Origin of the sequence: Halosolutus halophilus, assembly GCF_022869805.1 — an archaeon.
In the GTDB taxonomy this organism is placed as follows: domain Archaea; phylum Halobacteriota; class Halobacteria; order Halobacteriales; family Natrialbaceae; genus Halosolutus; species Halosolutus halophilus.
Map to the genome: position 1 here is coordinate 349622 of NZ_CP094974.1, position 21670 is coordinate 371291.

27 protein-coding genes and 1 pseudogene are annotated in these 21670 nt (G+C 66.2%); 19 read left to right on the forward strand and 9 right to left on the reverse strand.

What is annotated here, in order from left to right; translation table 11 throughout:
• Positions 1-177 precede the first annotated feature (177 nt).
• The gene (locus MUG98_RS01815) at positions 178-885 is read right to left on the reverse strand and encodes a class I SAM-dependent methyltransferase (protein ID WP_265110478.1); all 708 of its coding nucleotides are present in this window, start codon (positions 883-885) and stop codon (positions 178-180) included.
• A gap of 19 nt (positions 886-904) precedes the next feature.
• Positions 905-1804 (reverse strand): thiamine-phosphate synthase family protein, encoded by a 900-nt coding sequence (locus tag MUG98_RS01820; RefSeq protein ID WP_265110479.1) that lies wholly within the window; start codon positions 1802-1804, stop codon positions 905-907.
• Between the two features lie 244 nt (positions 1805-2048).
• Between MUG98_RS01820 and MUG98_RS01825 the strand changes: the two genes are divergently transcribed.
• The gene (locus tag MUG98_RS01825) at positions 2049-2429 is read left to right on the forward strand and encodes a DUF8147 domain-containing protein (RefSeq protein ID WP_265110480.1); all 381 of its coding nucleotides are present in this window, start codon (positions 2049-2051) and stop codon (positions 2427-2429) included.
• 63 nt (positions 2430-2492) lie between these two features.
• Here MUG98_RS01825 and dcd read toward each other — a convergent pair whose 3' ends face one another.
• Positions 2493-3095, reverse strand: coding sequence for a dCTP deaminase (gene dcd, locus MUG98_RS01830; RefSeq protein WP_265110481.1), 603 nt, complete (start codon positions 3093-3095; stop codon positions 2493-2495).
• An 84-nt stretch (positions 3096-3179) separates the two neighbouring features.
• Between dcd and pth2 the strand changes: the two genes are divergently transcribed.
• The 3 genes from pth2 (at position 3180) to MUG98_RS01845 (ending at position 5407) form a co-directional block, all read left to right on the forward strand.
• A complete protein-coding gene (gene pth2, locus MUG98_RS01835) occupies positions 3180-3518 on the forward strand; it encodes a peptidyl-tRNA hydrolase Pth2 (protein ID WP_265110482.1) in 339 nt (112 codons plus the stop codon).
• 61 nt (positions 3519-3579) lie between these two features.
• A complete protein-coding gene (locus MUG98_RS01840) occupies positions 3580-4248 on the forward strand; it encodes an alpha/beta hydrolase (RefSeq protein WP_265110483.1) in 669 nt (222 codons plus the stop codon).
• A gap of 85 nt (positions 4249-4333) precedes the next feature.
• The gene (locus tag MUG98_RS01845; RefSeq protein ID WP_265110484.1) at positions 4334-5407 is read left to right on the forward strand and encodes a 2,3-butanediol dehydrogenase; all 1074 of its coding nucleotides are present in this window, start codon (positions 4334-4336) and stop codon (positions 5405-5407) included.
• Positions 5408-5468: 61 nt separating this feature from the next.
• On the opposite strand, the pseudogene MUG98_RS01850 reads toward MUG98_RS01845, so the two are convergent.
• Positions 5469-5711: pseudogene (locus tag MUG98_RS01850) on the reverse strand (DUF2270 domain-containing protein); the annotation flags it as partial.
• Between the two features lie 141 nt (positions 5712-5852).
• Between MUG98_RS01850 and truD the strand changes: the two are divergent.
• Positions 5853-7226, forward strand: a complete 1374-nt coding sequence (gene truD, locus MUG98_RS01855; protein ID WP_265110486.1) for a tRNA pseudouridine(13) synthase TruD — start codon at positions 5853-5855, stop codon at positions 7224-7226.
• A gap of 99 nt (positions 7227-7325) precedes the next feature.
• On the opposite strand, the gene MUG98_RS01860 is transcribed toward truD, so the two are convergent.
• On the reverse strand, positions 7326-7841 hold the full coding sequence (locus MUG98_RS01860; protein ID WP_265110487.1) for a DUF8173 domain-containing protein: 516 nt from the start codon (positions 7839-7841) through the stop codon (positions 7326-7328).
• Positions 7842-7981: 140 nt separating this feature from the next.
• Here MUG98_RS01860 and MUG98_RS01865 point away from each other — a divergent pair, with 140 nt between their 5' ends.
• The 9 genes from MUG98_RS01865 (at position 7982) to MUG98_RS01905 (ending at position 11464) form a co-directional block, all read left to right on the forward strand.
• Positions 7982-8254, forward strand: coding sequence for a hypothetical protein (locus MUG98_RS01865; RefSeq protein WP_265110488.1), 273 nt, complete (start codon positions 7982-7984; stop codon positions 8252-8254).
• A gap of 110 nt (positions 8255-8364) precedes the next feature.
• Positions 8365-8802 carry a zinc ribbon domain-containing protein gene (locus MUG98_RS01870; protein WP_265110489.1) on the forward strand — a complete coding sequence of 146 codons (438 nt, stop codon included), beginning with the start codon at positions 8365-8367 and terminating at the stop codon, positions 8800-8802.
• Between the two features lie 77 nt (positions 8803-8879).
• Positions 8880-9638, forward strand: a complete 759-nt coding sequence (locus MUG98_RS01875) for a DUF2103 domain-containing protein (RefSeq protein ID WP_265110490.1) — start codon at positions 8880-8882, stop codon at positions 9636-9638.
• Positions 9639-9744: 106 nt separating this feature from the next.
• Positions 9745-9948, forward strand: a complete 204-nt coding sequence (locus tag MUG98_RS01880) for a hypothetical protein (protein WP_265110491.1) — start codon at positions 9745-9747, stop codon at positions 9946-9948.
• Positions 9949-9990: 42 nt separating this feature from the next.
• Positions 9991-10251, forward strand: coding sequence for an eL43 family ribosomal protein (locus MUG98_RS01885; protein WP_265110492.1), 261 nt, complete (start codon positions 9991-9993; stop codon positions 10249-10251).
• Between the two features lie 23 nt (positions 10252-10274).
• Positions 10275-10409, forward strand: a complete 135-nt coding sequence (locus MUG98_RS01890) for a DNA-directed RNA polymerase subunit P (protein ID WP_250141105.1) — start codon at positions 10275-10277, stop codon at positions 10407-10409.
• Between the two features lie 4 nt (positions 10410-10413).
• A complete protein-coding gene (locus MUG98_RS01895) occupies positions 10414-10689 on the forward strand; it encodes a KEOPS complex subunit Pcc1 (RefSeq protein WP_265110493.1) in 276 nt (91 codons plus the stop codon).
• Between the two features lie 124 nt (positions 10690-10813).
• On the forward strand, positions 10814-11215 hold the full coding sequence (locus tag MUG98_RS01900) for a prefoldin subunit beta (RefSeq protein WP_265110494.1): 402 nt from the start codon (positions 10814-10816) through the stop codon (positions 11213-11215).
• A complete protein-coding gene (locus MUG98_RS01905; protein ID WP_265110495.1) occupies positions 11216-11464 on the forward strand; it encodes a DUF3194 domain-containing protein in 249 nt (82 codons plus the stop codon).
• A 266-nt stretch (positions 11465-11730) separates the two neighbouring features.
• Here MUG98_RS01905 and MUG98_RS01910 read toward each other — a convergent pair whose 3' ends face one another.
• Complete coding sequence (locus MUG98_RS01910; protein ID WP_265110496.1) at positions 11731-12636, reverse strand: NmrA/HSCARG family protein; 906 nt, start codon at positions 12634-12636, stop codon at positions 11731-11733.
• A 294-nt stretch (positions 12637-12930) separates the two neighbouring features.
• On the reverse strand, positions 12931-13482 hold the full coding sequence (locus MUG98_RS01915; RefSeq protein WP_265110497.1) for a GMP synthase subunit A: 552 nt from the start codon (positions 13480-13482) through the stop codon (positions 12931-12933).
• A gap of 143 nt (positions 13483-13625) precedes the next feature.
• Between MUG98_RS01915 and MUG98_RS01920 the strand changes: the two genes are divergently transcribed.
• Positions 13626-14126 carry a hypothetical protein gene (locus MUG98_RS01920; RefSeq protein WP_265110498.1) on the forward strand — a complete coding sequence of 167 codons (501 nt, stop codon included), beginning with the start codon at positions 13626-13628 and terminating at the stop codon, positions 14124-14126.
• A gap of 117 nt (positions 14127-14243) precedes the next feature.
• On the opposite strand, the gene MUG98_RS01925 is transcribed toward MUG98_RS01920, so the two are convergent.
• A complete protein-coding gene (locus MUG98_RS01925; protein WP_265110499.1) occupies positions 14244-15131 on the reverse strand; it encodes a cell surface glycoprotein in 888 nt (295 codons plus the stop codon).
• 437 nt (positions 15132-15568) lie between these two features.
• Between MUG98_RS01925 and MUG98_RS01930 the strand changes: the two genes are divergently transcribed.
• On the forward strand, positions 15569-15706 hold the full coding sequence (locus MUG98_RS01930) for a hypothetical protein (protein ID WP_265110500.1): 138 nt from the start codon (positions 15569-15571) through the stop codon (positions 15704-15706).
• Between the two features lie 114 nt (positions 15707-15820).
• On the opposite strand, the gene pan1 is transcribed toward MUG98_RS01930, so the two are convergent.
• Complete coding sequence (gene pan1, locus MUG98_RS01935; RefSeq protein WP_265110501.1) at positions 15821-17038, reverse strand: proteasome-activating nucleotidase Pan1; 1218 nt, start codon at positions 17036-17038, stop codon at positions 15821-15823.
• Between the two features lie 126 nt (positions 17039-17164).
• On the opposite strand from pan1, the gene MUG98_RS01940 reads away from it, so the two are divergent.
• The 3 genes from MUG98_RS01940 (at position 17165) to rad50 (ending at position 21639) form a co-directional block, all read left to right on the forward strand.
• Positions 17165-17428, forward strand: a complete 264-nt coding sequence (locus MUG98_RS01940; RefSeq protein ID WP_265110502.1) for a MarR family transcriptional regulator — start codon at positions 17165-17167, stop codon at positions 17426-17428.
• Positions 17429-17602: 174 nt separating this feature from the next.
• Positions 17603-18964: a DNA double-strand break repair protein Mre11 gene (gene mre11, locus MUG98_RS01945; RefSeq protein ID WP_265110503.1), complete on the forward strand. Its 1362-nt coding sequence runs from the start codon at positions 17603-17605 to the stop codon at positions 18962-18964.
• Positions 18961-21639 carry a DNA double-strand break repair ATPase Rad50 gene (rad50, locus tag MUG98_RS01950; protein WP_265110504.1) on the forward strand — a complete coding sequence of 893 codons (2679 nt, stop codon included), beginning with the start codon at positions 18961-18963 and terminating at the stop codon, positions 21637-21639. The genes mre11 and rad50 overlap by 4 nt, the downstream gene beginning before the upstream one ends.
• Positions 21640-21670 lie beyond the last annotated feature (31 nt).

Below are 21670 nucleotides of genomic sequence, written 5' to 3' on the forward strand. Positions count from 1 at the left end.
CGGTGTTTCACGGCCGCTATCGAGGGCGTCGAAAGCGCCGGAGGCCGAGAACTCCCTCGTGAAACGTGGTTCGGTTCGCACCGACGGACCGAACGGTCGTCGTGAGACGATCACATCGAGCCCCTTTCGTGCCGGACGATCAAGTACGATCAGCGCGGGCCGCGACCCCGCAACCAGTCACTCGATCCGCCCGCCAGTCAGTCGAACGACGCCGAACACGTGCGTTTCGTCCGCGATCGCTGTCGATCGATCGCGCAGACGTGTGTGGGCGGCGTCGATCTTCGCGTCGAGTCGCCGGTGCGGGTCGTCCTCGTACCGGAATTTCGTCGTGGGCGGCGTCGAGAGGACGACGATCGCCCGGAAGACGGCGTTGACGGGCGGGGCGTACCATTTCCTGCTGCTCGCGGCGTTGGCGAGCACGACGTGTCCGCCCGGCCCGACGAGGTCACACCAGTCGTCGACCGCGCCTGCCGGATCCGCGAGCATCCCGACGACGAACGTGGCCAGGATCGCGTCTGGGATCCCGCGATCGTCGTCTGCGTCGATTCCATCGATCTCGTTCGCGCGGCCGATCGGCGGTTGCGTCGCGTCGCCACGGACCACGTGGACGTTGTCGTATGCGGCGGTGAGGTCGCGAGCACGATCGAGGACCGGCCGGGTGAAGTCGACGCCGATAACGGTTCCCTCGGGACCGACTCGCTCCCGCAGGTACGGCAGGTTCGCCCCCGTGCCACATCCCATCTCGACGACGGTGTCGCCGCGATCGAGCCGACAGGCGGCGGCCGCACGCCGGCGAAGTCGCGGAATACCGGGCGTCCGGCGGGCGACCAGGTCGTAGAATCGCGCCCAGCGGCCGTAGAACTCCTGTGCGGTTTCCGAGCCCATGTGCGTTCCCCGCCGAGTATCAGATGAGCGATCTGGTCGTGTCCGCGACGGACTCCGCGTCCGGACCCAGGACGTAGATGAGCGGTTCGATTCCCATGCCGCCGGTCTGGTACAGCACGGACGCGTCCGGTTCGTCCGCCAGCGCGGCGCCGATACTCGAGGGGACGTCGTCGGCTTCGTCGAACTCGGCGGTAACGTGGCCGCGTTCGGTCAGTTCGGCGAGCAACTTGGGATCGTACCTGACGTTGATCGCCGCCGCGGCGTCCGCACCGTGGCGGCGCGCCGCAAGGAGCACGGTTGCGACGTGTTCGGAGACGCCGAACTCGGGATCGGCCGGCACCGTCGCCTTCCCTTTCACGTCGAAGATACGACCGGGAACGCCGGCGACGTCGTCGATGTCGTCCGCATCCGGCGTACAGGCGACGAGGTTCGAGCCGACGGCGGGGATCAGCCCGGCGAACCCGCTCGCGTTCTCGAGGAGCCGTAACCCGCGCCGGAGCGAGGAGAGGACCCGTTCGCTGGTCCGGAGGTCGCTCTCCGGATCGTGCACCCGAAAATTCGAGCCGTGGTCGGCGAGTTCCGGCACGGCCTCCTCGTGCAACTGAGCGAGGAGGTCGCCGCCCTGCTCGAGTTCCCGGATCAGGACCTCGATCTCGATCAGCGCCCGGACCGGCCTGACGTCGCCGGCCGCGAGCCCGTCGGCGAGTTCGTCGACGAGGGCCTCGACGCGCTCGTCCGTCGCGATGCGCTCGTTGACGGTGACGTCGCCGTGGGCGTACTTCGACACTGCGCTCTGGCTGATCCCGAGCACCTCCGCGACCTCGCTCTGGGTCAGCCCGCGTTCGCGGAGCGCACCGGCGAGCAGCGACCGGACGGTCGGAAGGAACTCATCGACGACGATCTCTTCGGCGAATCGCATCTGTTGCTCGACCGTACGAGTGCCCGGCGGATAACTGTAGTGTCATCGAGAGCGATCGTGCCCCCGAGTCGCCCGGTTCGATCTCCCAGACGCGGGTTCCGACGGGCAGCTACCGGGATCAGGACGTGGACCAGAAAATATCGGAATCCAGGTTTCGAGGGGCGGACGCTCGGTCCCGATCGCTCGCCGGGCCAGGGACGCGACACACGATTTATACGGGTGCCAGGAAAACGTACGGGGAACGATGACAGGCAGATCCGTCGTCCTCGCGATCGCATCGGGCGTCGCCACGTTTCTCGTCGTCTCGACGCTCGTCACCGAACTCACCCACCAGCTGGGCGGATTTGCCGTACTCCTCGGGGTCTTCGTGGGTGCCCTCGCCGGGGCCATCGCGACGGCCGGCGTCACCGCGGATCTCACGGGCGAGGCCCCGCCGCGACGCCGTCGCGTCACCGGCGCGTTCGCCGGGTTCATGATCGGCTTCGTCGCCGGAGTCGCCCTGGCGACGTGGCTCGCGGGCCTCGCTGCGAACGCGTCGCTCGGGGTCGGCGTCGTCGTCGGGCTCCTCCTCGGTGCCTGGGTCGCACTCCGGGGACCGGCAGCGACGACCGAAGCGCAGCTATAACGCGACGCTCGCCGCGGTACAGGCGCGACGCGTCGAACCAGCCGATCCCCGCACCTTCCGTCGTCAGTTCTCGCGCTCGAGCTGGTCGCCGCCGAACTCGTCGTCGCTCTGGATGCGCGACGCCTGCGGGCCGTCTTGGTCCTGGTACTTCGAGCCCCGATCGCTTCCATAGGGCCGATCGGCGGGGGTCTTGAGTTCCGTGAACGTGAGCTGCGAGACGCGCATCCCCGGCGTGAGCGCGACGGGTGCCGTGCCGAGGTTGGAGAGTTCGAGCGTGATCTGGCCCCTGTAGCCGGGATCGCACAGCCCCGCTGTGGCGTGCACTACCACGGCGAGGCGGCCCAGCGACGATCGACCCTCGACGTGGGCGATCAGGTCGGCCGGGATCTCGACGCGCTCGTAGGTCGTCCCGAGCACGAAGTCACCGGGGTGGAGGATGAAGTCGTCGCCGTCCTCGACGATCGTTTCGGTGACGTACTCGTCGACCTCCTGTTCGGAGTTGGGGTGGATACAGGGGATGTTCGTCCGCTGGAACTCGAGGAACTCGCGTCCCAGTCGGAGGTCGACGCTGGCGGGCTGGATCTGCAGGTCCGGGTCGTCCAGCGGTTCGACGACGAGGTCGCCGGCCTCGAGCCGATCGAGAATGTCCGCGTCGGAGAGGATCATTACGCGGGCAGTGGCCGTGGTGGTTCGTAAAACCCCACGATCCGGATCATCGAGATTATAGGCTGCCGTCACGTCTGCCTCCGCATGAAACAGGCAATCGTCGCCCGCACCGACGTCGGAATGGGTCGGGGAAAGCTCGCCGCACAGGTCGCCCACGCGTCGCTGTCGGCCTACGAGAAAGCCGACAGTCAGCTACGGCGCCAGTGGAAGCAAGGCGGCCAGAAGAAGGTCGTCCTGAAAGGCGAGAGCGAACGTCAACTCCACGAACTCTCGGAGATCGCGGACAGCGAGGGGATTCCGAACGCGCTCGTTCGCGACGCGGGTCACACGCAACTCGAACCGGGTACCGTCACCGCGCTGGCCGTCGGCCCGGCCGCGGACGATCGCGTCGATCGGGTCACCGGCGACCTCTCGCTGTTTTGAATCGCGGTCCCGTTTCGCCGGCTCGCCAACGTCTTTTCCGCCGGGGACCGTGACTGCTGGTATGGCGACCGGCCCACACGGCGACCAGCCGATCGAACGCGCAGGCCCCGACCTCGCCGACGCGTCGGCGGCGATGATCCTCGTCCACGGCCGCGGCGCACGCGCCCGCGGCATGCTCGGACTGGCAGACGAGATCGGTCACGACGACGTCGCGTACGTCGCACCCCAGGCCCAGCGCGGCAGTTGGTACCCCAACTCCTTCCTCGCCGACCTGGAGGACAACCAACCCCACCTCGACTCCGCGCTCGAACTGCTGGACGAAACGGTCGCCGACGTGACCACGGGCGAACTCGACGGGAACGGGAGCGGTGACGGGATCCCCCTCGAACGGACGATCCTGCTCGGGTTCTCGCAGGGTGGCTGTCTCGCGACCGAGTACGCGGCCCGGAACGCCGATCGGTACGGCGGGGTGGTCGCGCTCAGCGGGGGGCTGATCGGCCCCGAGGGGACGCCGCGGGAGTACGACGGGTCGATGGACCGCACGCCGGTGTTCATCGGCTGTGGCGATCAGGACCCGCACATTCCGGTCGATCGGGTCGAGGAGTCGGCGCGAGTGTTCGAGGACCTCGACGCGGAGATGGAGAAACGGATCTACGAGGGCGTCGGCCACACGGTGCTGGAGGACGAACTGGAGTTCGTCCGGGACCTCGTTGCCGACGTCGCGGACTGATCGATCGACGTACTGACCGATCGGCTTCCGGACCAGTCCGATCCGGCTAGGAGCAGTTATGCCGTGTGGAGTGGTTCCGTCACACATGCGAGCAGCAGCGTATCACGATCGAGGAGACATCCGCGTCGAGGACGTCGCCGAAGGAAGCGTCGGGCCGGAACAGGTTCGGATCGAAGTCGACTCCTGTGGGATCTGTGGCTCGGACCTCCACGAGTACGCCGCCGGACCGATCTTCGTTCCCGAGGGCGACCCGCACCCGGTTTCGGGAGAGACGGCACCGATCAGGATGGGCCACGAGTACAGCGGCACCGTCACCGAGGTCGGATCGGCAGTCACCGACCTGGAATCCGGAGACGCCGTCGCCGTCAACCCCATCCTCTACTGCGGCGAGTGCCGTCAGTGTCGGCGAGGTGACTACCACATCTGCGATTCGATCGGGTTCCTCGGCCTCTCGGGCGGCGACGGCGGATTCGCCGAGAGCGCCGTCATCGACGCAGAGCACGCCGTTCCCCTCGGTGACGAGGTTCCGATCGAGCACGGCGCGCTCGTCGAGCCGCTGGCCGTCGGTTTGCACGCGGTTCGTCGCTCGGGGCTCCAGGCGGGCGACGCGGTGGCGGTGTTCGGGAGCGGACCGATCGGACTGGCCGTGATCCAGTGTGCCCGGGCGGCCGGCGCGGGGACGATCTACGTCTCCGAGCCGCGTGATGCCAGGCGCGACCGCGCGGCGGACTGCGGCGCGGACGAACTCGTCGATCCGTCGAGTACGGACGCCGTCGAGTCCATTACGTCGGCTACCGGCGGCGGCGTCGACGTCGCGTTCGAGGTCGCGGGCGTCGAGGCCTCGTTCAACGCAGCGATCGAGAGCACCGCCCCGGGCGGCCGAACGACGATCGTGAGCATCTGGGAAGAGGAGGTGAGCACCCATCCGAACGCCCTCGTTCTCGGCGAGCGAACGGTGACCGGGACCCTCGCGTACCTCGGCGGGCCGCGGGCCGACGAGGAGTACGGGATGGTGATCGAGATGCTCGCGGACGGTCGGCTCGATCCGGAGCCGTTCATCACCGGCCGTATCGGTCTCGAAGAGATCGTCGACGAGGGGTTCGAGCGGCTTCTTGATCCCGAGAGCGACCACGTGAAGATCCTTGTCAAACCGAACTGACGACACAGCCTCGTTCTCGAGGCCCCACCGGCGGCCGCCAGACGCCGCTCGACAGCGACGGGAGGATGTAGTGCGGACGGCCGCTGCCCGAGAAGCCCCAGGTAAGGACCCCGCTCATGACGATCACCGCCCAGTTCGACGTGCGATCGAGGCGCTCGCGCCAGTACTTCATCCGGTGGATCTCGCCGCGATAGAGGTGGGCCATCGCCGAACTCGGTCCCATCTGCTCGTCTAACAGTCCCGCGCCCACCTCGCGATGGTCGCTGTCGGTCGGATCGACGTCTTTCGTGGATGTCGGTTCCATCGCCGTGAGCCGCTATCACCGCGAACCCCGTAGAGGCTCTATCGGCAAGTGTAACCGTCGGACTCGCGATCCGGCGATGTCGGCGGGGATCGCGAGAACGAACCGATTTACCGCGGGCACCCGAAACGGACGACAATCAGCATGCGTCCAGCCCACCCCACAGAGCAGGCCGTCGGTATGGAGTACTACGTCACCGACGCCGACGGCGTCGGCGGCCACCTGCGCGAGGACGACGAGCACTTCCGGGTGCGCGAACTCGAACGGTTCGACACGGAACCCGTCGACGCGGGGACGGACGCCTACCCGCACCTCGTGTTCCGGGCGACCCTGCGCGGGTGGGACACCAACGACTTCGCCGCTCGACTCTCCGACGCACTGGGCGTCTCCCGGGAACGGGTCAACTGGGCCGGGACGAAGGACAAGTACGCGGTGACGACGCAACTCTTCTCGGTCTACGGTTCCGATCCGGACGACCTGCCCGACGTCGACGGGGCGGACCTCGAGGTCCTCGGCCGGGCCGGCCGATCGATCGAGTTCGGCGACCTCGCGGGTAACGCGTTCGAACTCGTCGTTAGCGATCCCGATCGGCCGGAGAACGCGGACCCGATCACCGACGAGTTACGCGCGTTCGGCGGCCTCGAGAGCCGCCGCAGAGGCGGGGACGATGTCGACGGCGCGGACGTGACACCGATCGGCGTCCCCAACTTCTTCGGCCAGCAGCGCTTCGGCAGTCGGCGGCCGATCACCCACGAGGTCGGCCTCGAGATCGTTCGCGGCGACTGGGAAGGGGCGGTGATGGCCTACCTCGGACGGCCGACCGACGCGGAACCCGAAGGGACGCAGGCGGCCCGCGCGTTCGTGGAGGAGACCCGCGACTGGCAGCAAGCCCTCGATCGGTTCCCGAACCGACTGCGCTACGAGCGATCGATGCTGCACGAACTGGCCGAGTGCGAGGGAGCGCCCGGACCCGAGACGTTCCGGGCCGCACTCGAGCGCGTTCCCTCGAACCTCCAGCGGCTGTTCGTCCACGCCGCCCAGTCGTACGCGTTCAACCGGATGATAAGCGAGCGTCTGGCGCGCGACCTGCCGTTCGATCGCCCCGTCGCGGGGGACGTGGTCTGCTTCGCGGACACCGACGCCCCCGAGGGACTCGTCCTCCCGGACGCGGACCGCCTGCAGCGGGTCGACGATCGCCGCGTCGACTCGGTGACCCGCCATTGCGAACGAGGTCGGGCCTTCGTCACCGCGCCGCTGGTCGGCACCGAGACGGAACTCGCGGACGGCGAGCAGGGCGAGATCGAGCGGGCCGTCCTCGACGACCTCGACCTCGAATCCGGCGATTTCGATCTGCCCGGCGAGTTTTACTCGAACGGGACCCGGCGGTCGATTCTCGTCCAGACCGATCTCGAGGTCGAACACGATCCGCTGACCCTCTCGTTTTCGCTCCCCAAAGGGTCCTACGCGACGGTCGTTCTCCGGGAGTACCTCAAAGTCGATCCGATCGATCTCGGCTAACCACGGCAGTTCTCGACAGCAAGGGCCGGGAGTTCGCGGGAGCAGTTAGAAACGGCGGATCGGGGGCCCGCTGCCGATCGGGTCGGCTGCCGCCGTCGCTCATGGAAGAGCGGTCCGGAGCACTGCGCCGAACCCGGCAGCGCCGACGGCGAACGCGACGAGGCCGCCGATCCCGGTCAGTGCGAGCGCGCCGTTGAGTCCCGCCCCAACCAGCAACGGTTTCAGCCAGCCGTCGTCGCGACCGACCAGCCGTTCGCCGATCGCGAGGTACGCGATCGCCGACCCGATCGCCCACATCAGGGCGGCCACCAGCAAGAGCGGGATCGCGACGAAGATGCCGACGACCGTGACGACGAGCAGGACGGTCACGAGCAAGACGGCGACCAGCGAGAGGACCCCGTACAGCAACGAGTCGATTGGGTCCTCGAGCACGACAGACGTCATCCGGTCCGTGTAGTCGGGGACGACCGCGATCATGAGCGCCCCGACGACCAGCGTCGTCAGGACGGCCCCGATCGCGCTGCCGACGAGACCGTCGGTCACGGCGACGTCGGTGCTGATACCGTTCGTCTCTGCGACCGCGACCGTCGCGACGGCCTGCAGGAGTGCGGTCATAGTTCGTTCGCGCACTGGAGGAAGGTAAGTGCACGTGTCGATCGTCGGGCGGTAGGTGGATAGCGAACGTACGTCAGCCGATTCGGACTGTCACTCGGGCGAGAAGCTTATCAGCTACCGTCGCCTCCAGACGGCAGTCTATGACCAACGACGTGTTTACAGCCCCCGAAACGACCGCTGACGAGTGGGTCGACGTTCGAATGACCGAACCGGAACACGGCGAGTGGGACGTCGACGTCGTCGTGGCCGGCGGTCGCGTGGAGTACGTCGACCTCCGGATCAAACACGAACTCCTCGGTGGGTTCGTCGACTGCCTCCTCGACGACGTCGACGAGGATCGCGCCGCGTCGATCCTGCGAACGGCAGCTAGTCGGCGGGGGATCGACCTCGACGCCGGACCGACCGCCGAGTAGTCCTCGGATATCGTCTTCCGTCCGTGACGTGACCCACACCTGTCGTTCGGACTGATTATCGTGGCGATCGGTGTGAACAGGTTTTGTCCGTTCGTCTCTTACGGACTCGTATGCGGAGCAAGCGTCTTCAGCGTGAGATCGACGATCTGGTAGCCCAGGGCTGGCGGATCGAGGACGAAGGCCCCGATCGGGTCGTGATGGTCGATCGTCGATTCGGCTCGGTCGCCTCGCACGTCATCGTCGCGATCCTGACGTTCTGGTGGACGATGGGGCTGGGGAACGTCGTGTGGGGTGCGTACAACTACGTCTCGAAGTCGCGCCGGCGGGTGCTCTGGGATCGACAGGGGACCTGCCCGGAGTGTGGGGCGGCGGTGTCCGAGGACGCGGCGTACTGTGCCTCCTGTGGCACGGACGTCGAGAGCGAGTCGGTGAGCACGCCCGACGAGGGCGTCGTCTGTCCCGAATGTGAGGCCATCGTTTCCGAGGGGTCGCGGTACTGCCGCGCCTGCGGGGCGAAACTCGCCGACACGATGGGGTCCTCGAGCTAGCGACGGGCGGCGACGCGGACCGTCGACCACCGATCGAAAAACACGCCCGTTTTATCACCCGCGGGTGAACTATCGATATGGAGTGTCGTCACTGTGCGTCGCCGCTCGAGAAACCCGGCGACTTCTGTCTGGTCTGCCGGGAGGCGAACACCGAAGCGGTGGTGCTCGACGCGACGCGCGATCGGGCGACGCTGACGATGCTGGCGGGCGGTGACACGGAGGGTGACCCCGATCCCGACGCCGACGCGACCGACGAGATTCTCGGGGAGACGACGGTGACGACGACCCCGGAAGACGGCGAGAACGAGACGGTCGAACTCCGGAACTTCGCGGGCCTGATCGGCGACGAGATCCGGCGCAAGCGGCCCGAGGAGGTCTACGCCGGCGGGTCGCGGGCGGTGATTCGGGCGGTCCGCGAGGACATTCACCACCAGTTCTACCGCGTCGACGACGACGAGCCAGTACAGGCGGTCCTCGATCGGCGCGGGAATCGCGCTCTCGACGTGGTCGAGACCCCGCCGGCCGAGAAGATCGGCGGGAGTCACTCGACGCTCATCGGCGGCCGGACCGGAATGCGGGCCATCCAGACCGTCGCCGGCCATCCACACGTCAAGAAGGTGATCCCCGGCCCGATCGACGCCGGGGGCAAGGGCTCCCAGTCGGGGCTCCGAGCGAAGGTGACCCGCGCCGACCACGGCGGCAACGTTCGCATGCTCCTGCGTGACGGCTCGAGCGTACAGGAGAATCGCGTCGTGACGACTGCCCGCGATCGGGAGATGGGCGAACGGATCCGGGAGGACCTCAACGACGTCCTCGCCGACGCGGAGTTTCAGTAACTCGTCCTCGCGACCGCTGTGCGTATTGTTACGGGCCGATGGAAGTGACACTGTCTGCCCCTTGTCCGACCCTTATCCGACCGGGTGTAATGAAATTTAATTAGCCATGCTCGAACGTCCCGACCTCGTCCTGGCCGCGATTCCCCTTCTCGGAGTGAGTGGACTCGCCCTCCAGTCGGTAGTCGTGGCGGGAATCGGGACGGGGCTGCTCACGGGCCCGCTGGCGGTCACGGGCTATCTCGCCGCGCTCGCGCTGGTCTTTCGCGAGTTGCTCGTGGGACCGGTCGCCGAACGATCGGGTGAGTCGTAACTCAACAGGTTTAAGAATCCGCTGGCGATAGACAGCAGTACTATGGCCAAGAAAGGAACAGTCGGCAGCGCGGGCCGGTTCGGCGCTCGCTACGGTCGCGTTGCTCGACGTCGTGTCAGTGAGATCGAAGACGACATGGAGAGCGCACAGGTCGACGGCGACGACGTGACTCGCGTCGGGACCGGCATCTGGAAGAACGAGGAGACCGGCGAAGTCTTCACCGGCGGCGCGTTCCGTCCCCAGACCCCCGCTGGCCGGACCGTCCAGCGCTCGATCCGTGCCGCACTGGCCGACGACGAATAATCCCCGGATCCACGACCAAACGTATGAGTTACAAGTGTTCTCGCTGTAAGCGCGACGTCAAGCTCGACGAGTACGGCGGTGTCCGCTGTCCCTACTGTGGCCACCGCGTACTCCTGAAAGAACGCAGCCGCGACGTCAAGGAAGTCGACGTCGAATAGGCCGGTGTCTTCTCACGACGCGACCCTCGAGTTCGAGTACGAGACCGCGTCTCGCGCACGGATCGTCGCCGACAGCGTCGCCCGCGAGATCGGCGAGATCGACGACGATCGCTCCCGGACGACGATCGATCGAGACGGGGCGGTCGTCAGGGTGGCGATCGACGCCGCCGACGTCGTCGCGCTGCGAGCGGCCCTGAACACCTGGTTCTCGCTGATCGACGTGGCGGAACGGACGGCGGACGTCGGAGCCGCGGTGACGACCGACGACGATCGACGGTAGCGGCCACGCGAACCGGACGCGTCGGTCGCCGCCATTCCCGACGCCCGCGGTCGGTCGTCCGCTCGCGCAGCGGTCCTGAACGTCAAAGCTTGCCTTTATCAGTGCGGAGGGCGAGGGTCGAAACATGCAAGGTAATCTGCCGCCTGAAGCACAGGAGAAAATCGAAGAATTGCAGGGCCTGCAGGAGACTGCACAGGAGGTCGCCGTCCAGAAGCAGGAGGCCGAATCGAGCCTCACCGAAGCCCAGAACGCGCTCGACGAACTCGAGAACATCGACGACGACACGACGATGTACCGGAACGTCGGCGAACTCCTCGTCGAGACCGAGTACGACGAGGCCCAGGAGGACCTCGAAGACAAGGTCGACACGCTCGAGATCCGCCTCGAGACGCTCGAAAAGCAGGAAGACCGCGTCCAGCAGCAGTTCGAGAGCCTCCAGGAGGAACTCGAAGAGCTGCTCGGCGGCGGCGGTGCGATGGGCGGCGGTCCGGCCGGCCCCGGCGGCCCCGGTGCTGGCGGCGCGTAAATGACGGAAGACGAGCCTTCCGACGAGACCGTCGTCCAGACGGCTGCCGACGCTGCGGAGGGTCTCATCTTCTCGCGGTACAAGCAGTCCGCGGTGCGTGATTTCGACGTCACCGTGACCTTCGAGGACGGTCTCCTCGAGGTCGACGTCTACCTGAACGCGCCCGAGGACGTCGCCGATCCCGACCAGGTCGCCGACGACGCCGCCCTCGCCGCACGGGAGGCCGTCGACGATCTGTTCGACGAGTAATCGGTCTCGATTCTCGGGTCCCGCCTTTCGACCACGGTAGCGACGGCACTGCTCTTGACCCTACCGATCGCGAACTGCGGGTGCCTGCCCCGGCAGTCGCCGATCGTGCACCGAATCGCGAAAACGAACGGTAGTTCGGGTTCACGCTGCAAATACAGTCGGTGCGTGACTACGGCTGGTGGCGGTTCGAGTTCGTTACCGCCGGTTTTTCGCGACGGTCGGAAGTCAGCCATGGTCACTGCATCGCCGTGATCCAGCGCGCCGGGTCACTGCATGGCCTTGACCCAGCCCGGCACCGACGCCATGCCCTCCTTGTCCTCCCAGCCGTTCTCGCGGAGGTACGCTTCCAGATCGGTGAACTCGAAGCCGAACCGATCCTCGAGCGCGTCGATGTCGGCGGTGTAGCCGACTTCGTTGAACCACTCGCACATGACCGTGAACTCCTCGCCGAACGAGTCGTAGGCGTCCTCGATCGGGACGTGGACCGGTTCGACGTCCCGACCCGTCACCGCCGAGAGGACGGCGGCCGTCTCGGCGAGCGTCTGCTCGTCGCCCGCGAGTTCGACGCGGTCGCCGACGAACTCGTCGGGGTTCTCGAACACAACGGCCGCGGCGTGACCGACGTCGTCCGTGTCGATCATCTGGAGGGAGACGCCCTCCGCGAGCGGCAGGGCGATCGTCCCGTCCTCGACGACGTCCTCTGCGAACGCCTCGAAGTTCTGGAAGAAGAACACCGGCCCGAGAACGGTCAGCGGGAGGTCGAGATTCCGGGCGTGCCGTTCGATCTCCCACGCGGAGTCGAAGTGCGGGATACCGGTGTCCTCCCAGTGGCTCCCGACGCCGCTGAAGACGAACTGGTCGACGCCCTCCTCGGCGGCGACCTCGGTGACGTTTTTGCCCTGCCGGACTTGCTGATCGTAGCCCTCCGTCCAGAAGTTCGTCACCGCGAAGACGGCGTCGACCGCCGCGACGTGGGGCGCGAGCGACGCCTTCTCGTTCAGGTCGCCCTCGACCATCGTCACGCCGCGATCGGCGAGTCGTCGCGCGGTCTCGCCCGAGGCGTCACGCGTCAGGCCGAAGACGTCGAAGTCGGTATCCGCGGCGAGCAGGTGGTCGACCACTGCGCCACCCTGGTTCCCCGTCGCACCGGTGACGAGGACGCTTTCGACCATCTCAGTTCACCTCCACGTCGACGGCCGGGATAGTCGGAGTCGATACCAATGTCGGCGCAGCGGCAGCTGGTTGCATTACGTTATCTGGTTCGTTGTGTAACTATATACTCGTTTGGCGGCAAGAGTGCAACCACGTTACACCGCCGTTAGCGGGATCGAGTGACAGTTCGAGTCCGAGCGTCGTGGGGATGATGCGATCGAACGCCGGCGCGAGGCCGGTACTCGAACCGGCTGTCGCCGGTGATCGAGCCGATTACGCCTGTGCCAGGAAAGAGGGCGGCTGGCGGGGACAGTTTACGACTCGCAGATCGCGATGAAGTTCTCGAAGATCTCCTCGCCCTCTTCGGTGTGGGCGACCTCGGGGTGCCACTGGACGCCGTAGAGATCGCGATCGGTGTCGCTCATCGCCTCGACGTCGCAGACGTCACTCCGGGCCGTCAACTCGAACCCCTCGGGGAGTTCCTTCACCTCGTCGGCGTGACTCGCCCAGACGCGGGTTTCCGGATGGAGCGACCCGGTGAGCGGATCGGCGTCGTCGACGATGTCGACGCTCACGTCTGCGTAGCCCCCGTAGTCGCCGCCTCCGACCCGTCCGCCGAGTTCCTCGGCGATCAACTGCATCCCCAGACAGATGCCCAGCACGGGCACGTCCCCCTCGAGATAGTCGGCCGATCGGCCGATCCGGTCCATGTCCGGGCCGCCCGAGAGCACGATCCCCTCGGCGTCTACCTCCGACGGTGGCGTCTCGTTGTCGATCAACTCCGTGTCGACGCCGAGGTCCCGAAGTGCCCGGCGTTCAAGATGCGTAAACTGTCCGTGGTTGTCCACCACGACGATTTTCGTCATTGCGTCCTCGTAGCCGACCGACCGGTAAAAACGGTCCGAAAACCGATCTCGAATCGCTCGCGCCCGGTTCGGCCGGACGACGCCGTGGCAAACGTCACGTTCTTGGAAAAACGTACCAATTGATCCGTAAGAGTCGTGTACCGATGGTAGTCACTACCTTTCGCGGCGTGACCCGGTGGACGGTTCTGCTGTCCGTCGCGGGGATCGCCCTGGGGATCGTGGGCTACACGGCGATCGAGTGGACGGTCCAGTCGATCGAGGCCGGGGGCGACGTCCTTAGCGTCTTCGCGCCACTGATCGCGATCTTCGTCACGCTGCTGGTCGCGCCGGTACTCACCGCACTGATCGGCCTCGACGAGGGACGACGGGCGACCGACAGACGCTTCCTCGTCGAGACGGCGATCGGATCGCTGATCGGATCCGTCCTGTACGTCGTCATCGCGGTCACGCTGATCAGCCGGTACACGGCCGACGGCGCCGGACCAGGTCTGTTCGATATCGTCTCGATCGCCGGACTGGTCGCCATCATCGGCGTGCTCAGCGCGACGGTTGCGGGTTTCGCTTCCTTCGTCGCGGACGACGAGGTGGACGCGCCGGAACAGACACCAGCCCTCCTGCGGAAGAAAACCGACTCGACGAACTGAGAGCGTCCGGTTCTCCCTGTTCGATGCCGGGAAAAACCGGGGGAGACGCCGGTCGCTGCCTCCGGTACGTCGGCGGTGCATCGGCATCCATCGGAGTTCGACGATCCGCGTACTGCTCTACTCGCCGTCGCTCTCTGGCGCCTCTTCGAAGCCTTCGAGGTCGAACCAGAGTTCGAGTTCGAACTCGTTGTCGCCCGATTCTTCTGCGGGAAGGCCGAACTCGTCGGCCGCGGAGCCACAGACGGGACCCGCACCATCGACGGTGTCGAAGCCGGGGACGGCGAAGGTGTCGTCGACGAGCGTCGCCGTGGCGGTTCCGCTCTCCTCGTCGACCTCGAACGGCGATCCGGTGAGGCCGTTGTCGCTGGTCCCGGTCGTCATCTCGAGTTCGGTCTGAGTCACGCAGGTCGAGTCGGGTGCGATGCCACGGAGCGGATCGATAACGTCGGCCTCGATTTCGAAGTCCGCTTCGGCCGTCATCTCACCCGTCTCGGGATCGATCGTGCCCTCGAACCCGTTCGGCGCGCTCATCTGGACTTCGGCGCGATCCGCGTTGACGTTGAAGGAGGTGATCAGCGGGACGGTGACGTCCTCGGCGTCCGCTTCCCACGTCCCCTCCTCGAGATCGACGTCGGCGTCGATGACGAACGACTCCTCTTCCCACTCAACGTTTTCCGGTGCGTTCTCGGGCAGAGGTTCGTCCTCGTCGCTCTCCGGGAAGACGACCTCCCGATCTCCACCGAGCAGGATCGTCCCTTCCTGTCCGTAGGCGGTGAACGACGACTCGGCCTGTCTGTCGGCGGTGAACGACGATTCGGCGGTGGACCTGTCGACGGTAGCCGTGACGGTTACGTCGGCGTCGGTCGTGCCGTCTCCATCGATCGAAGATCGGTCGCTGGACTCCGTCGGCGGGGTCGCTGCCCCGGCAGCAGCCAGACTTATCCCGACGACCGAGAGTATCACGAGAGACGCCACCGCAACTGCGACAGCGTTCGTTCTCGTCATGAGTTCCCCGCTCCCGTGCTGGATATCGTGTTCGGCAGGGATCCAGTCCCGCCCGTTCTGTCAGGCCCACCGTCGACCGGCCGCAGGGGGGAACGATTCCTGCGTGCGGTCGGTATCGTGTTCCGTTCCTCTGTCATATTCGTGGACTCGTTCTACCTGATTACGACTGACGACTTATACCCCATTTGTACTAAAACATTATTTATCTCTGGAGGATACGAATAGATGTTCCAAAATACCGTATTTTCCGGATATCGAGAACGCTATCGTTGCCGCGGTCGGCGCCTCTTCGAGACGGATCGGAACGGTATCGGGACGCGGGCCAGTCGACGGAGATCGTTCCAGTCGACCGTGAACAACGGCGCGAAACCCTGAACGGGTTGGATTCCGGTTCCCGTTCCGGTACGTTTATACCTCGTTCGGCGGACGATGCACGTATGGCAGTCGATCTCAGTGAGTTCGAGCACCCGGCGTGGACCGCTGCGGCAGGAACCGGCGTCGCCTATCTGCTCCTCCTCGCGCTGTTGACGGTCGCCCTGTTCGTCGTCCCGTGGCTCGTCTTCGCGACCCTGTAGTCGGCCGACTCGAAGTCCTGCGACGACGGCACGGCTCGGCGGATTTGGGGGTTCGATCGACCGGACGACGATCCCGTTCTCGACGTCGCTCTTCAGAAAACGAAGCGACTGCGATCAGGCGAACGTCTTCGAGACGTCCTCGGCGTCGTCTGAGTCGGCCTGCACTTTCTCCCAGGCGTTGCGGAAGTCCTCCATCCGGATCTCGGTCCGATCGTCGCGGATGGCGAACATCCCGGCTTCCGTACAGACGGCTTTGATGTCCGCACCGGAGGCCTCCTCGGCGTCGGTGGCCAGCGTCGCGAAGTCGACGTCGTCGGCCACGTTCATGCCGCGGGTGTGGATCTCGAAGATGATCTCGCGACCCTCCTGGTTCGGCTTGGGCACCTCGATGAGGCGGTCGAAGCGGCCGGGCCGGAGGATGGCCCGATCGAGCATGTCGAAGCGGTTGGTGGCGGCGATGATGCGGATCTCGCCGCGATCCTCGAAGCCGTCCATCTCGGAGAGGAGTTGCATCATCGTCCGCTGGACCTCGGCGTCGCCGGAGGTCTTCGACTCCGTCCGCTTGGCGGCGATCGCGTCGATCTCGTCGATGAAGATGACGGCGGGTTCGTGCTCGCGGGCGACCTCGAACAGGTCGCGGACCAGTTTCGCCCCCTCGCCGATGAACTTGTGGACGAGTTCGGAACCGGCCATCTTGATGAAGGTGGCGTCGGTCTGGTTGGCGACGGCCTTCGCGAGCATCGTCTTCCCGGTCCCCGGCGGGCCGTGCAGTAGGACGCCGCTCGGTGGATCGATGCCGACGTCCTCGAACATGTCGGGCTTCTCGAGGGGCATCTCGACGGTTTCGCGAACCTCCTGCATCTGCTCTTCGAGACCGCCGATGTCCTCGTAGCTGACGTCGGGACTCTCGGTGACCTCCATCACGCGGGCACGCACGTCGGTCTCGCTCGAGAGACTCTTGACGATAGAGAGGGAGTTGTTGACCGCGACGCGTGCGTCGGGTTCGAGGTCCTCGCGCATCTCCTCGGTGACTTCCGTCAGGGCTTCCTGGTTGTTCCCGTGCTGTTTGATGATGACGCCTTCGTCCGTGATTTCCTGGACGGTGGCGACGAACAGCGGCGACTGCTTGAGTTTCTTGTTCTCGTGGGTCAGTCGCTCGAGTTTCTGCTGGTACTTGTTGTTCTCGGCGTTCGCATCGAGGAGTTTGTCGCGCATCTCCTCGTTTTGCGTCTCGAGGATCTCCAGCCGTTCCTCGAGCGCCTGGATTTTCTCCTGTTGGGACGCCTCGTCCTCGTCGTATGGGAGGTCGACGTCGTCCACAGTGTCACTCATCACCCATGGTTTGGGTGTTGGTTCATAAGAGGCTTCGGGTCGGTGCACCGCGGCGGAGTTGATAACTGTCGTGAATAAAATGAAACAGAAAATATTATCACTCCGTATTCGGTATGTAGTGATACGATGAGCGCATCAGTACAGCAAGAGACCACCCAGCGGGGGACGTGGGACGACGTTCGCGATCTCCCACCGAGTGCCAAACTCGTCGCGAAGGTACTCGAGTACAACGACACGATGACCCAGCAACAGATCGCCGACGAGACGCTATTGCCGGCCCGGACGGTCCGGTACGCGCTGAATCGACTCGACGAACAGAACGTCGTCGACTCCCGGTTCTCGTTCTCGGACGCCCGCAAGCGCCTTTACAGCCTCGACATCGAGTCCTAACCTGGGTGTTGCGTTTTCGGATCGCTTTCTCTCGTCTCCGTGGGCCGATTCCGAGTCTGTAGGGCCGATTCCAAGCGGTCAGTCTCCGTCGCCCGCGGCGCGAATCAGTCGGCTCGCTTTACTTTCACTCCGGTCGCGGAACCCCTTTAGGGCAGGCACTCGAACCACGGGCCAATGACGCGGGTGATACACACGGGCGACACCCATATCGGGTACCAGCAGTACAACACGCCCGATCGACGCCGGGACTTTCTCGAGGCGTTTCGACAGGTCGTCGACGACGCGGTCGCAGACGACGTCGACGCGGTGGTCCACGCGGGGGACCTGTTTCACGATCGGCGGCCGGGACTGGTCGACCTGCAGGGGACCGTCGAGATTCTCCGGACGCTCGCCGACGCGGATATCCCGTTTCTCGCCGTCGTCGGCAACCACGAGGGCAAACGCGACGCCCAGTGGCTGGATCTCTTCGCGGATCTCGGACTCGCGACGCGACTCGGTGCGACCCCGCACGTGATCGACGACGTCGCGTTCTACGGACTGGACTTCGTCCCCCGATCGCGACGGGAGGACCTCGAGTACGAGTTCGAACCGGTACCCGACGCGGCCGACCACGCCGCCCTCGTGGGCCACGGCCTGTTCGAACCGTTCGCCCACGCCGACTGGGACACCGACCGTCTCCTCGCGGAGTCGACGGTCGACTTCGACGCCGTCCTGCTCGGTGACAACCACGACCCCGGCACCGCCGAGGTACGGGACACGTGGGTCACGTACTGCGGCTCGACCGAACGCGCGAGCGCGAGCGAACGCGAGGCCCGCGGCTACAACCTCGTCAGCTTCGACGACGAGGTCGCGATCCGCCGCCGTGGGCTCGACGCGACCCGCGAGTTCGTCTTCGTCGACCTCGAACTCGCCGGAAACGAGGGGATCGATCGGATCCAGGAGCGGGTCCGGCAACACGACCTCGAGGACGCGGTCGTCATCGTGACGATCGAGGGCGAGGGTGCCCCGATCACGCCCGCGACGGTCGAGGAGTTCGCCCTCGATCGGGACGCGCTCGTCGCCCGGGTCAACGATCGCCGGGACCTCCCCGACGACGCGGACGAGGTGACGGTGAGTTTCGCCGATCCCGACGAGGCGGTTCGCGAGCGAATCCGCGAACTGGGGCTCAGCGACGCCGCCCGCGACATCGACGAGGCGGTCCGGAACGACGATCTTCCGGACTCGAACGTCCGCGAGACCGTAGAGCGGCGCGTCCGCGACCTGCTCGAGGACGACGACGCGGCGTTCGATCCGGCGGTTGGTGACGACGGTGCCGTCGGGACCGATCGCACGACCGACGGGAAGTCGACCGTCGCCGACGCGATCGCGGAGGACGGCGGGAGCGACTCGACGGCCGATACGGAGCCACCCGCAGACGCGGCGGACGCCGACGACGCCGACATCGGCGACGCTACCGGCGCCGACGCTGACGCTACCGACGCCGACACCGGCGACGCTGCCGACGCCGACACCGCGTCGCTGGGTGATTTCGCGTGAGGGTCGATCGCATTCGGCTACGGAACTTCAAGTGCTACGGCGAGGCCGACCTCTCGCTCGATCGGGGCGTCACCGTCGTCCACGGCGTCAACGGCAGCGGGAAGTCGACGCTGCTCGAGGCGGTCTTCTTCGCCCTCTACGGCTCGAAGGCCCTGGACGATCGCACCCTCGACGACGTCATCACGATCGGCGAAGAGGCGGCCGAGGTCGAACTCGCGTTCACCCACGACGGCCACGCGTACCACGTCGAACGCCACCTCAAACTGCGCGGTGACCGGGCGGCGACCACGAAGTGCGTCCTCGAGACGCCCTCGGAGACGATCGAAGGTGCGCGGGACGTGCGCGCGACGGTGACCCGGCTCCTGCGGATGGACGCCGACGCGTTCGTCAACTGCGCGTACGTTCGACAGGGCGAGGTGAACAAGCTCATCCACGCCTCACCGAGCGATCGCCAGGACATGATCGACGACCTGCTCCAGCTCGGTGCGCTCGAGGAGTATCGCGAGCGGGCGAGCGACGCTCGACTCGGCGTGAAGACGGTTCTCGACGGCCAGCAAGAAGTCCTCGAGAACCTCCGGTCGCAGGTGGAGGAGAAGGAAGCGAAGGACCTCCACGAGCGGCTGAACGGACTCGAGTCCCGACGCCGGGAGACGATCGAGCAAATCGACCACTACGAGAGCCAGCGCGAGCAGGCCCGGTCGACGCTCGAGGCCGCCGAGGACGTCCTCGAGCGCCACGAGGAAACCCGCGAGGAGATCGAGACCCTGGAGGCCGAGATCGACGACCTCCGATCGAAGATCAGCGAAACCGAACGCAAGCGGGAGGACGCGCGAGAGGAGATCCGTGATCTCGAGGCGCGACGCGAGGAACTGGCCGACGAACGCGACGAACTGCTCGCCGAGGTCGACCTCGACGAGACCGACGACGAGGCGATCGAGGACCGGATCGAGGACCTCGAGGAGCGAGACGACGACCTCCGGGACGACCTCGAAGACGTCCGGGTGACGATCACCGAGAAAACCGGGACCGTCGATCGGCTTCGCGAGGAGGTCACGGAACTCGAGTCACAGGCCGACGAGGCCCGCGAGGAGGCGGACGCGCTCGAGAGTCGACTCGAGGACGACGAGCAGGCGATCGCCGATCGGGAGGAGAAACTGCAGGAACTCGACGAACGGCTCGAATCCGCACGTGCGAAGTTCGAGGACGCCCCCATCGCGTTCGGCGAGGCGGCCGACCACGTCGCCGCACTCGAGCGAGAGCGCGAGGACCTGACCGAGGAGATCAGCGACGTCACGGCCGACGCCAGGGCCGCCGAGAACGCCATCGAGGAGGCCGAAGCGCTGCTCGAGGAGGGCAAGTGTCCCGAGTGCGGCCAGCCGGTCGAGGACTCGCCACACGTCGACGTACTCGACGAGAAGCGAGCGCAACGCTCGACCCTCGAGGAGCGGCGCGAGGAACTCGAGGCCGAGCGCGACGACCTCGACGAGCGACTGGATCGGGCCGAAGACCTTCGCGAGGCGGAACGGGAGGTCGATCGGATCGAGACCAACCGAAACAACGTCGAGCAACTCCTCGCGGAGAAACGCGAGGCGCTCGCGGAGCGCCGAGAGAAACGCGATCAGTTGCGCGAGACGGCCGACGAGTACGAGTCCGAGGCCGAGACGAAACGCGCCGAGGCGGACGAACTCGAGGACGACGTCGACGCCGCGCGGGCCGAACTCGGCGAGATCAACACCGAGCGCGGGGAACTCAAAGCGACGCTGGAGACGCTCGAGCGGATCGCCGAAATCGACGACGAGCGAGCCGAACTGGCGAATCGGATCGAGAGCCTGCGGGAGCGGCGATCGGACTGGGAGACGATGAACGACGAACGTCGGGAAGGACTGTCGGCGAAACGCGAGCGCAAGCGCGACCTCGAGTCGGAGTTCGACGAGGAGCGGGTCGAGGAGGCACGGACCGACAGACAGAACGCGGAGAACTACGTCGAGAAGGTCGACGAGAAACTCGCCGAACTCGAGGAGCAACGCGACGAACTCGGGAACGCGATCGGCGCGGTCGAACGGGAACTCGACGAACTCGACGAACTCCGGGACCGACTCGAATCCGTCGACGCCCGCCGTGCGAAGCTCGAGTCGCTGTACGAGGAGGCGGAGACCTTACAGGGGACCTATGGCGAGCTCCGATCGGAGTTGCGCCAGCGCAACGTGGAGACGCTCGAACGGCTGCTAAACGAGACGTTCGACCTCGTCTACCAGAACGACTCCTACGCGGGGATCGATCTGGACGGCGACTACCGGCTGACGGTCTACCAGAAGGACGGCGAAGCCCTCGAACCGGAACAGCTGTCGGGCGGCGAACGGGCGCTGTTCAACCTGAGTCTGCGGTGTGCGATCTACCGGCTGCTCGCCGAGGGCGTCGAGGGGACGGCCCCGATGCCGCCGCTCATCCTGGACGAGCCGACCGTCTTCCTCGACTCCGGGCACGTCACGCAACTCGTCTCACTGGTCGAATCGATGCGCGATCTCGGCGTCGAACAGATCGTCGTCGTCAGCCACGACGAGGAACTCGTCGGCGCGGCCGACTCGCTGGTCCGAGTCGAGAAAGATGCGACGTCGAACCGCTCGCAGCTCGATCGCGGCGAGCCACCGGAGTCGGCCCTGCTCGCGTCCGACTAGGGTGGGTCGCAAACTCGCGATCGGCTCCGAT

Coding starts and splice junctions, on each gene's coding strand:
- MUG98_RS01815 (WP_265110478.1), bottom strand. CDS start 885: ATGGGCTCGGAAACCGCACAGGAGTTCTACGGCCGCTGGGCGCGATTC.
- MUG98_RS01820 (WP_265110479.1), bottom strand. CDS start 1,804: ATGCGATTCGCCGAAGAGATCGTCGTCGATGAGTTCCTTCCGACCGTC.
- MUG98_RS01825 (WP_265110480.1), top strand. CDS start 2,049: ATGACAGGCAGATCCGTCGTCCTCGCGATCGCATCGGGCGTCGCCACG.
- dcd (WP_265110481.1), bottom strand. CDS start 3,095: ATGATCCTCTCCGACGCGGACATTCTCGATCGGCTCGAGGCCGGCGAC.
- pth2 (WP_265110482.1), top strand. CDS start 3,180: ATGAAACAGGCAATCGTCGCCCGCACCGACGTCGGAATGGGTCGGGGA.
- MUG98_RS01840 (WP_265110483.1), top strand. CDS start 3,580: ATGGCGACCGGCCCACACGGCGACCAGCCGATCGAACGCGCAGGCCCC.
- MUG98_RS01845 (WP_265110484.1), top strand. CDS start 4,334: ATGCGAGCAGCAGCGTATCACGATCGAGGAGACATCCGCGTCGAGGAC.
- truD (WP_265110486.1), top strand. CDS start 5,853: ATGCGTCCAGCCCACCCCACAGAGCAGGCCGTCGGTATGGAGTACTAC.
- MUG98_RS01860 (WP_265110487.1), bottom strand. CDS start 7,841: ATGACCGCACTCCTGCAGGCCGTCGCGACGGTCGCGGTCGCAGAGACG.
- MUG98_RS01865 (WP_265110488.1), top strand. CDS start 7,982: ATGACCAACGACGTGTTTACAGCCCCCGAAACGACCGCTGACGAGTGG.
- MUG98_RS01870 (WP_265110489.1), top strand. CDS start 8,365: ATGCGGAGCAAGCGTCTTCAGCGTGAGATCGACGATCTGGTAGCCCAG.
- MUG98_RS01875 (WP_265110490.1), top strand. CDS start 8,880: ATGGAGTGTCGTCACTGTGCGTCGCCGCTCGAGAAACCCGGCGACTTC.
- MUG98_RS01880 (WP_265110491.1), top strand. CDS start 9,745: ATGCTCGAACGTCCCGACCTCGTCCTGGCCGCGATTCCCCTTCTCGGA.
- MUG98_RS01885 (WP_265110492.1), top strand. CDS start 9,991: ATGGCCAAGAAAGGAACAGTCGGCAGCGCGGGCCGGTTCGGCGCTCGC.
- MUG98_RS01890 (WP_250141105.1), top strand. CDS start 10,275: ATGAGTTACAAGTGTTCTCGCTGTAAGCGCGACGTCAAGCTCGACGAG.
- MUG98_RS01900 (WP_265110494.1), top strand. CDS start 10,814: ATGCAAGGTAATCTGCCGCCTGAAGCACAGGAGAAAATCGAAGAATTG.
- MUG98_RS01905 (WP_265110495.1), top strand. CDS start 11,216: ATGACGGAAGACGAGCCTTCCGACGAGACCGTCGTCCAGACGGCTGCC.
- MUG98_RS01910 (WP_265110496.1), bottom strand. CDS start 12,636: ATGGTCGAAAGCGTCCTCGTCACCGGTGCGACGGGGAACCAGGGTGGC.
- MUG98_RS01915 (WP_265110497.1), bottom strand. CDS start 13,482: ATGACGAAAATCGTCGTGGTGGACAACCACGGACAGTTTACGCATCTT.
- MUG98_RS01920 (WP_265110498.1), top strand. CDS start 13,626: ATGGTAGTCACTACCTTTCGCGGCGTGACCCGGTGGACGGTTCTGCTG.
- MUG98_RS01925 (WP_265110499.1), bottom strand. CDS start 15,131: ATGACGAGAACGAACGCTGTCGCAGTTGCGGTGGCGTCTCTCGTGATA.
- MUG98_RS01930 (WP_265110500.1), top strand. CDS start 15,569: ATGGCAGTCGATCTCAGTGAGTTCGAGCACCCGGCGTGGACCGCTGCG.
- pan1 (WP_265110501.1), bottom strand. CDS start 17,038: ATGAGTGACACTGTGGACGACGTCGACCTCCCATACGACGAGGACGAG.
- MUG98_RS01940 (WP_265110502.1), top strand. CDS start 17,165: ATGAGCGCATCAGTACAGCAAGAGACCACCCAGCGGGGGACGTGGGAC.
- mre11 (WP_265110503.1), top strand. CDS start 17,603: ATGACGCGGGTGATACACACGGGCGACACCCATATCGGGTACCAGCAG.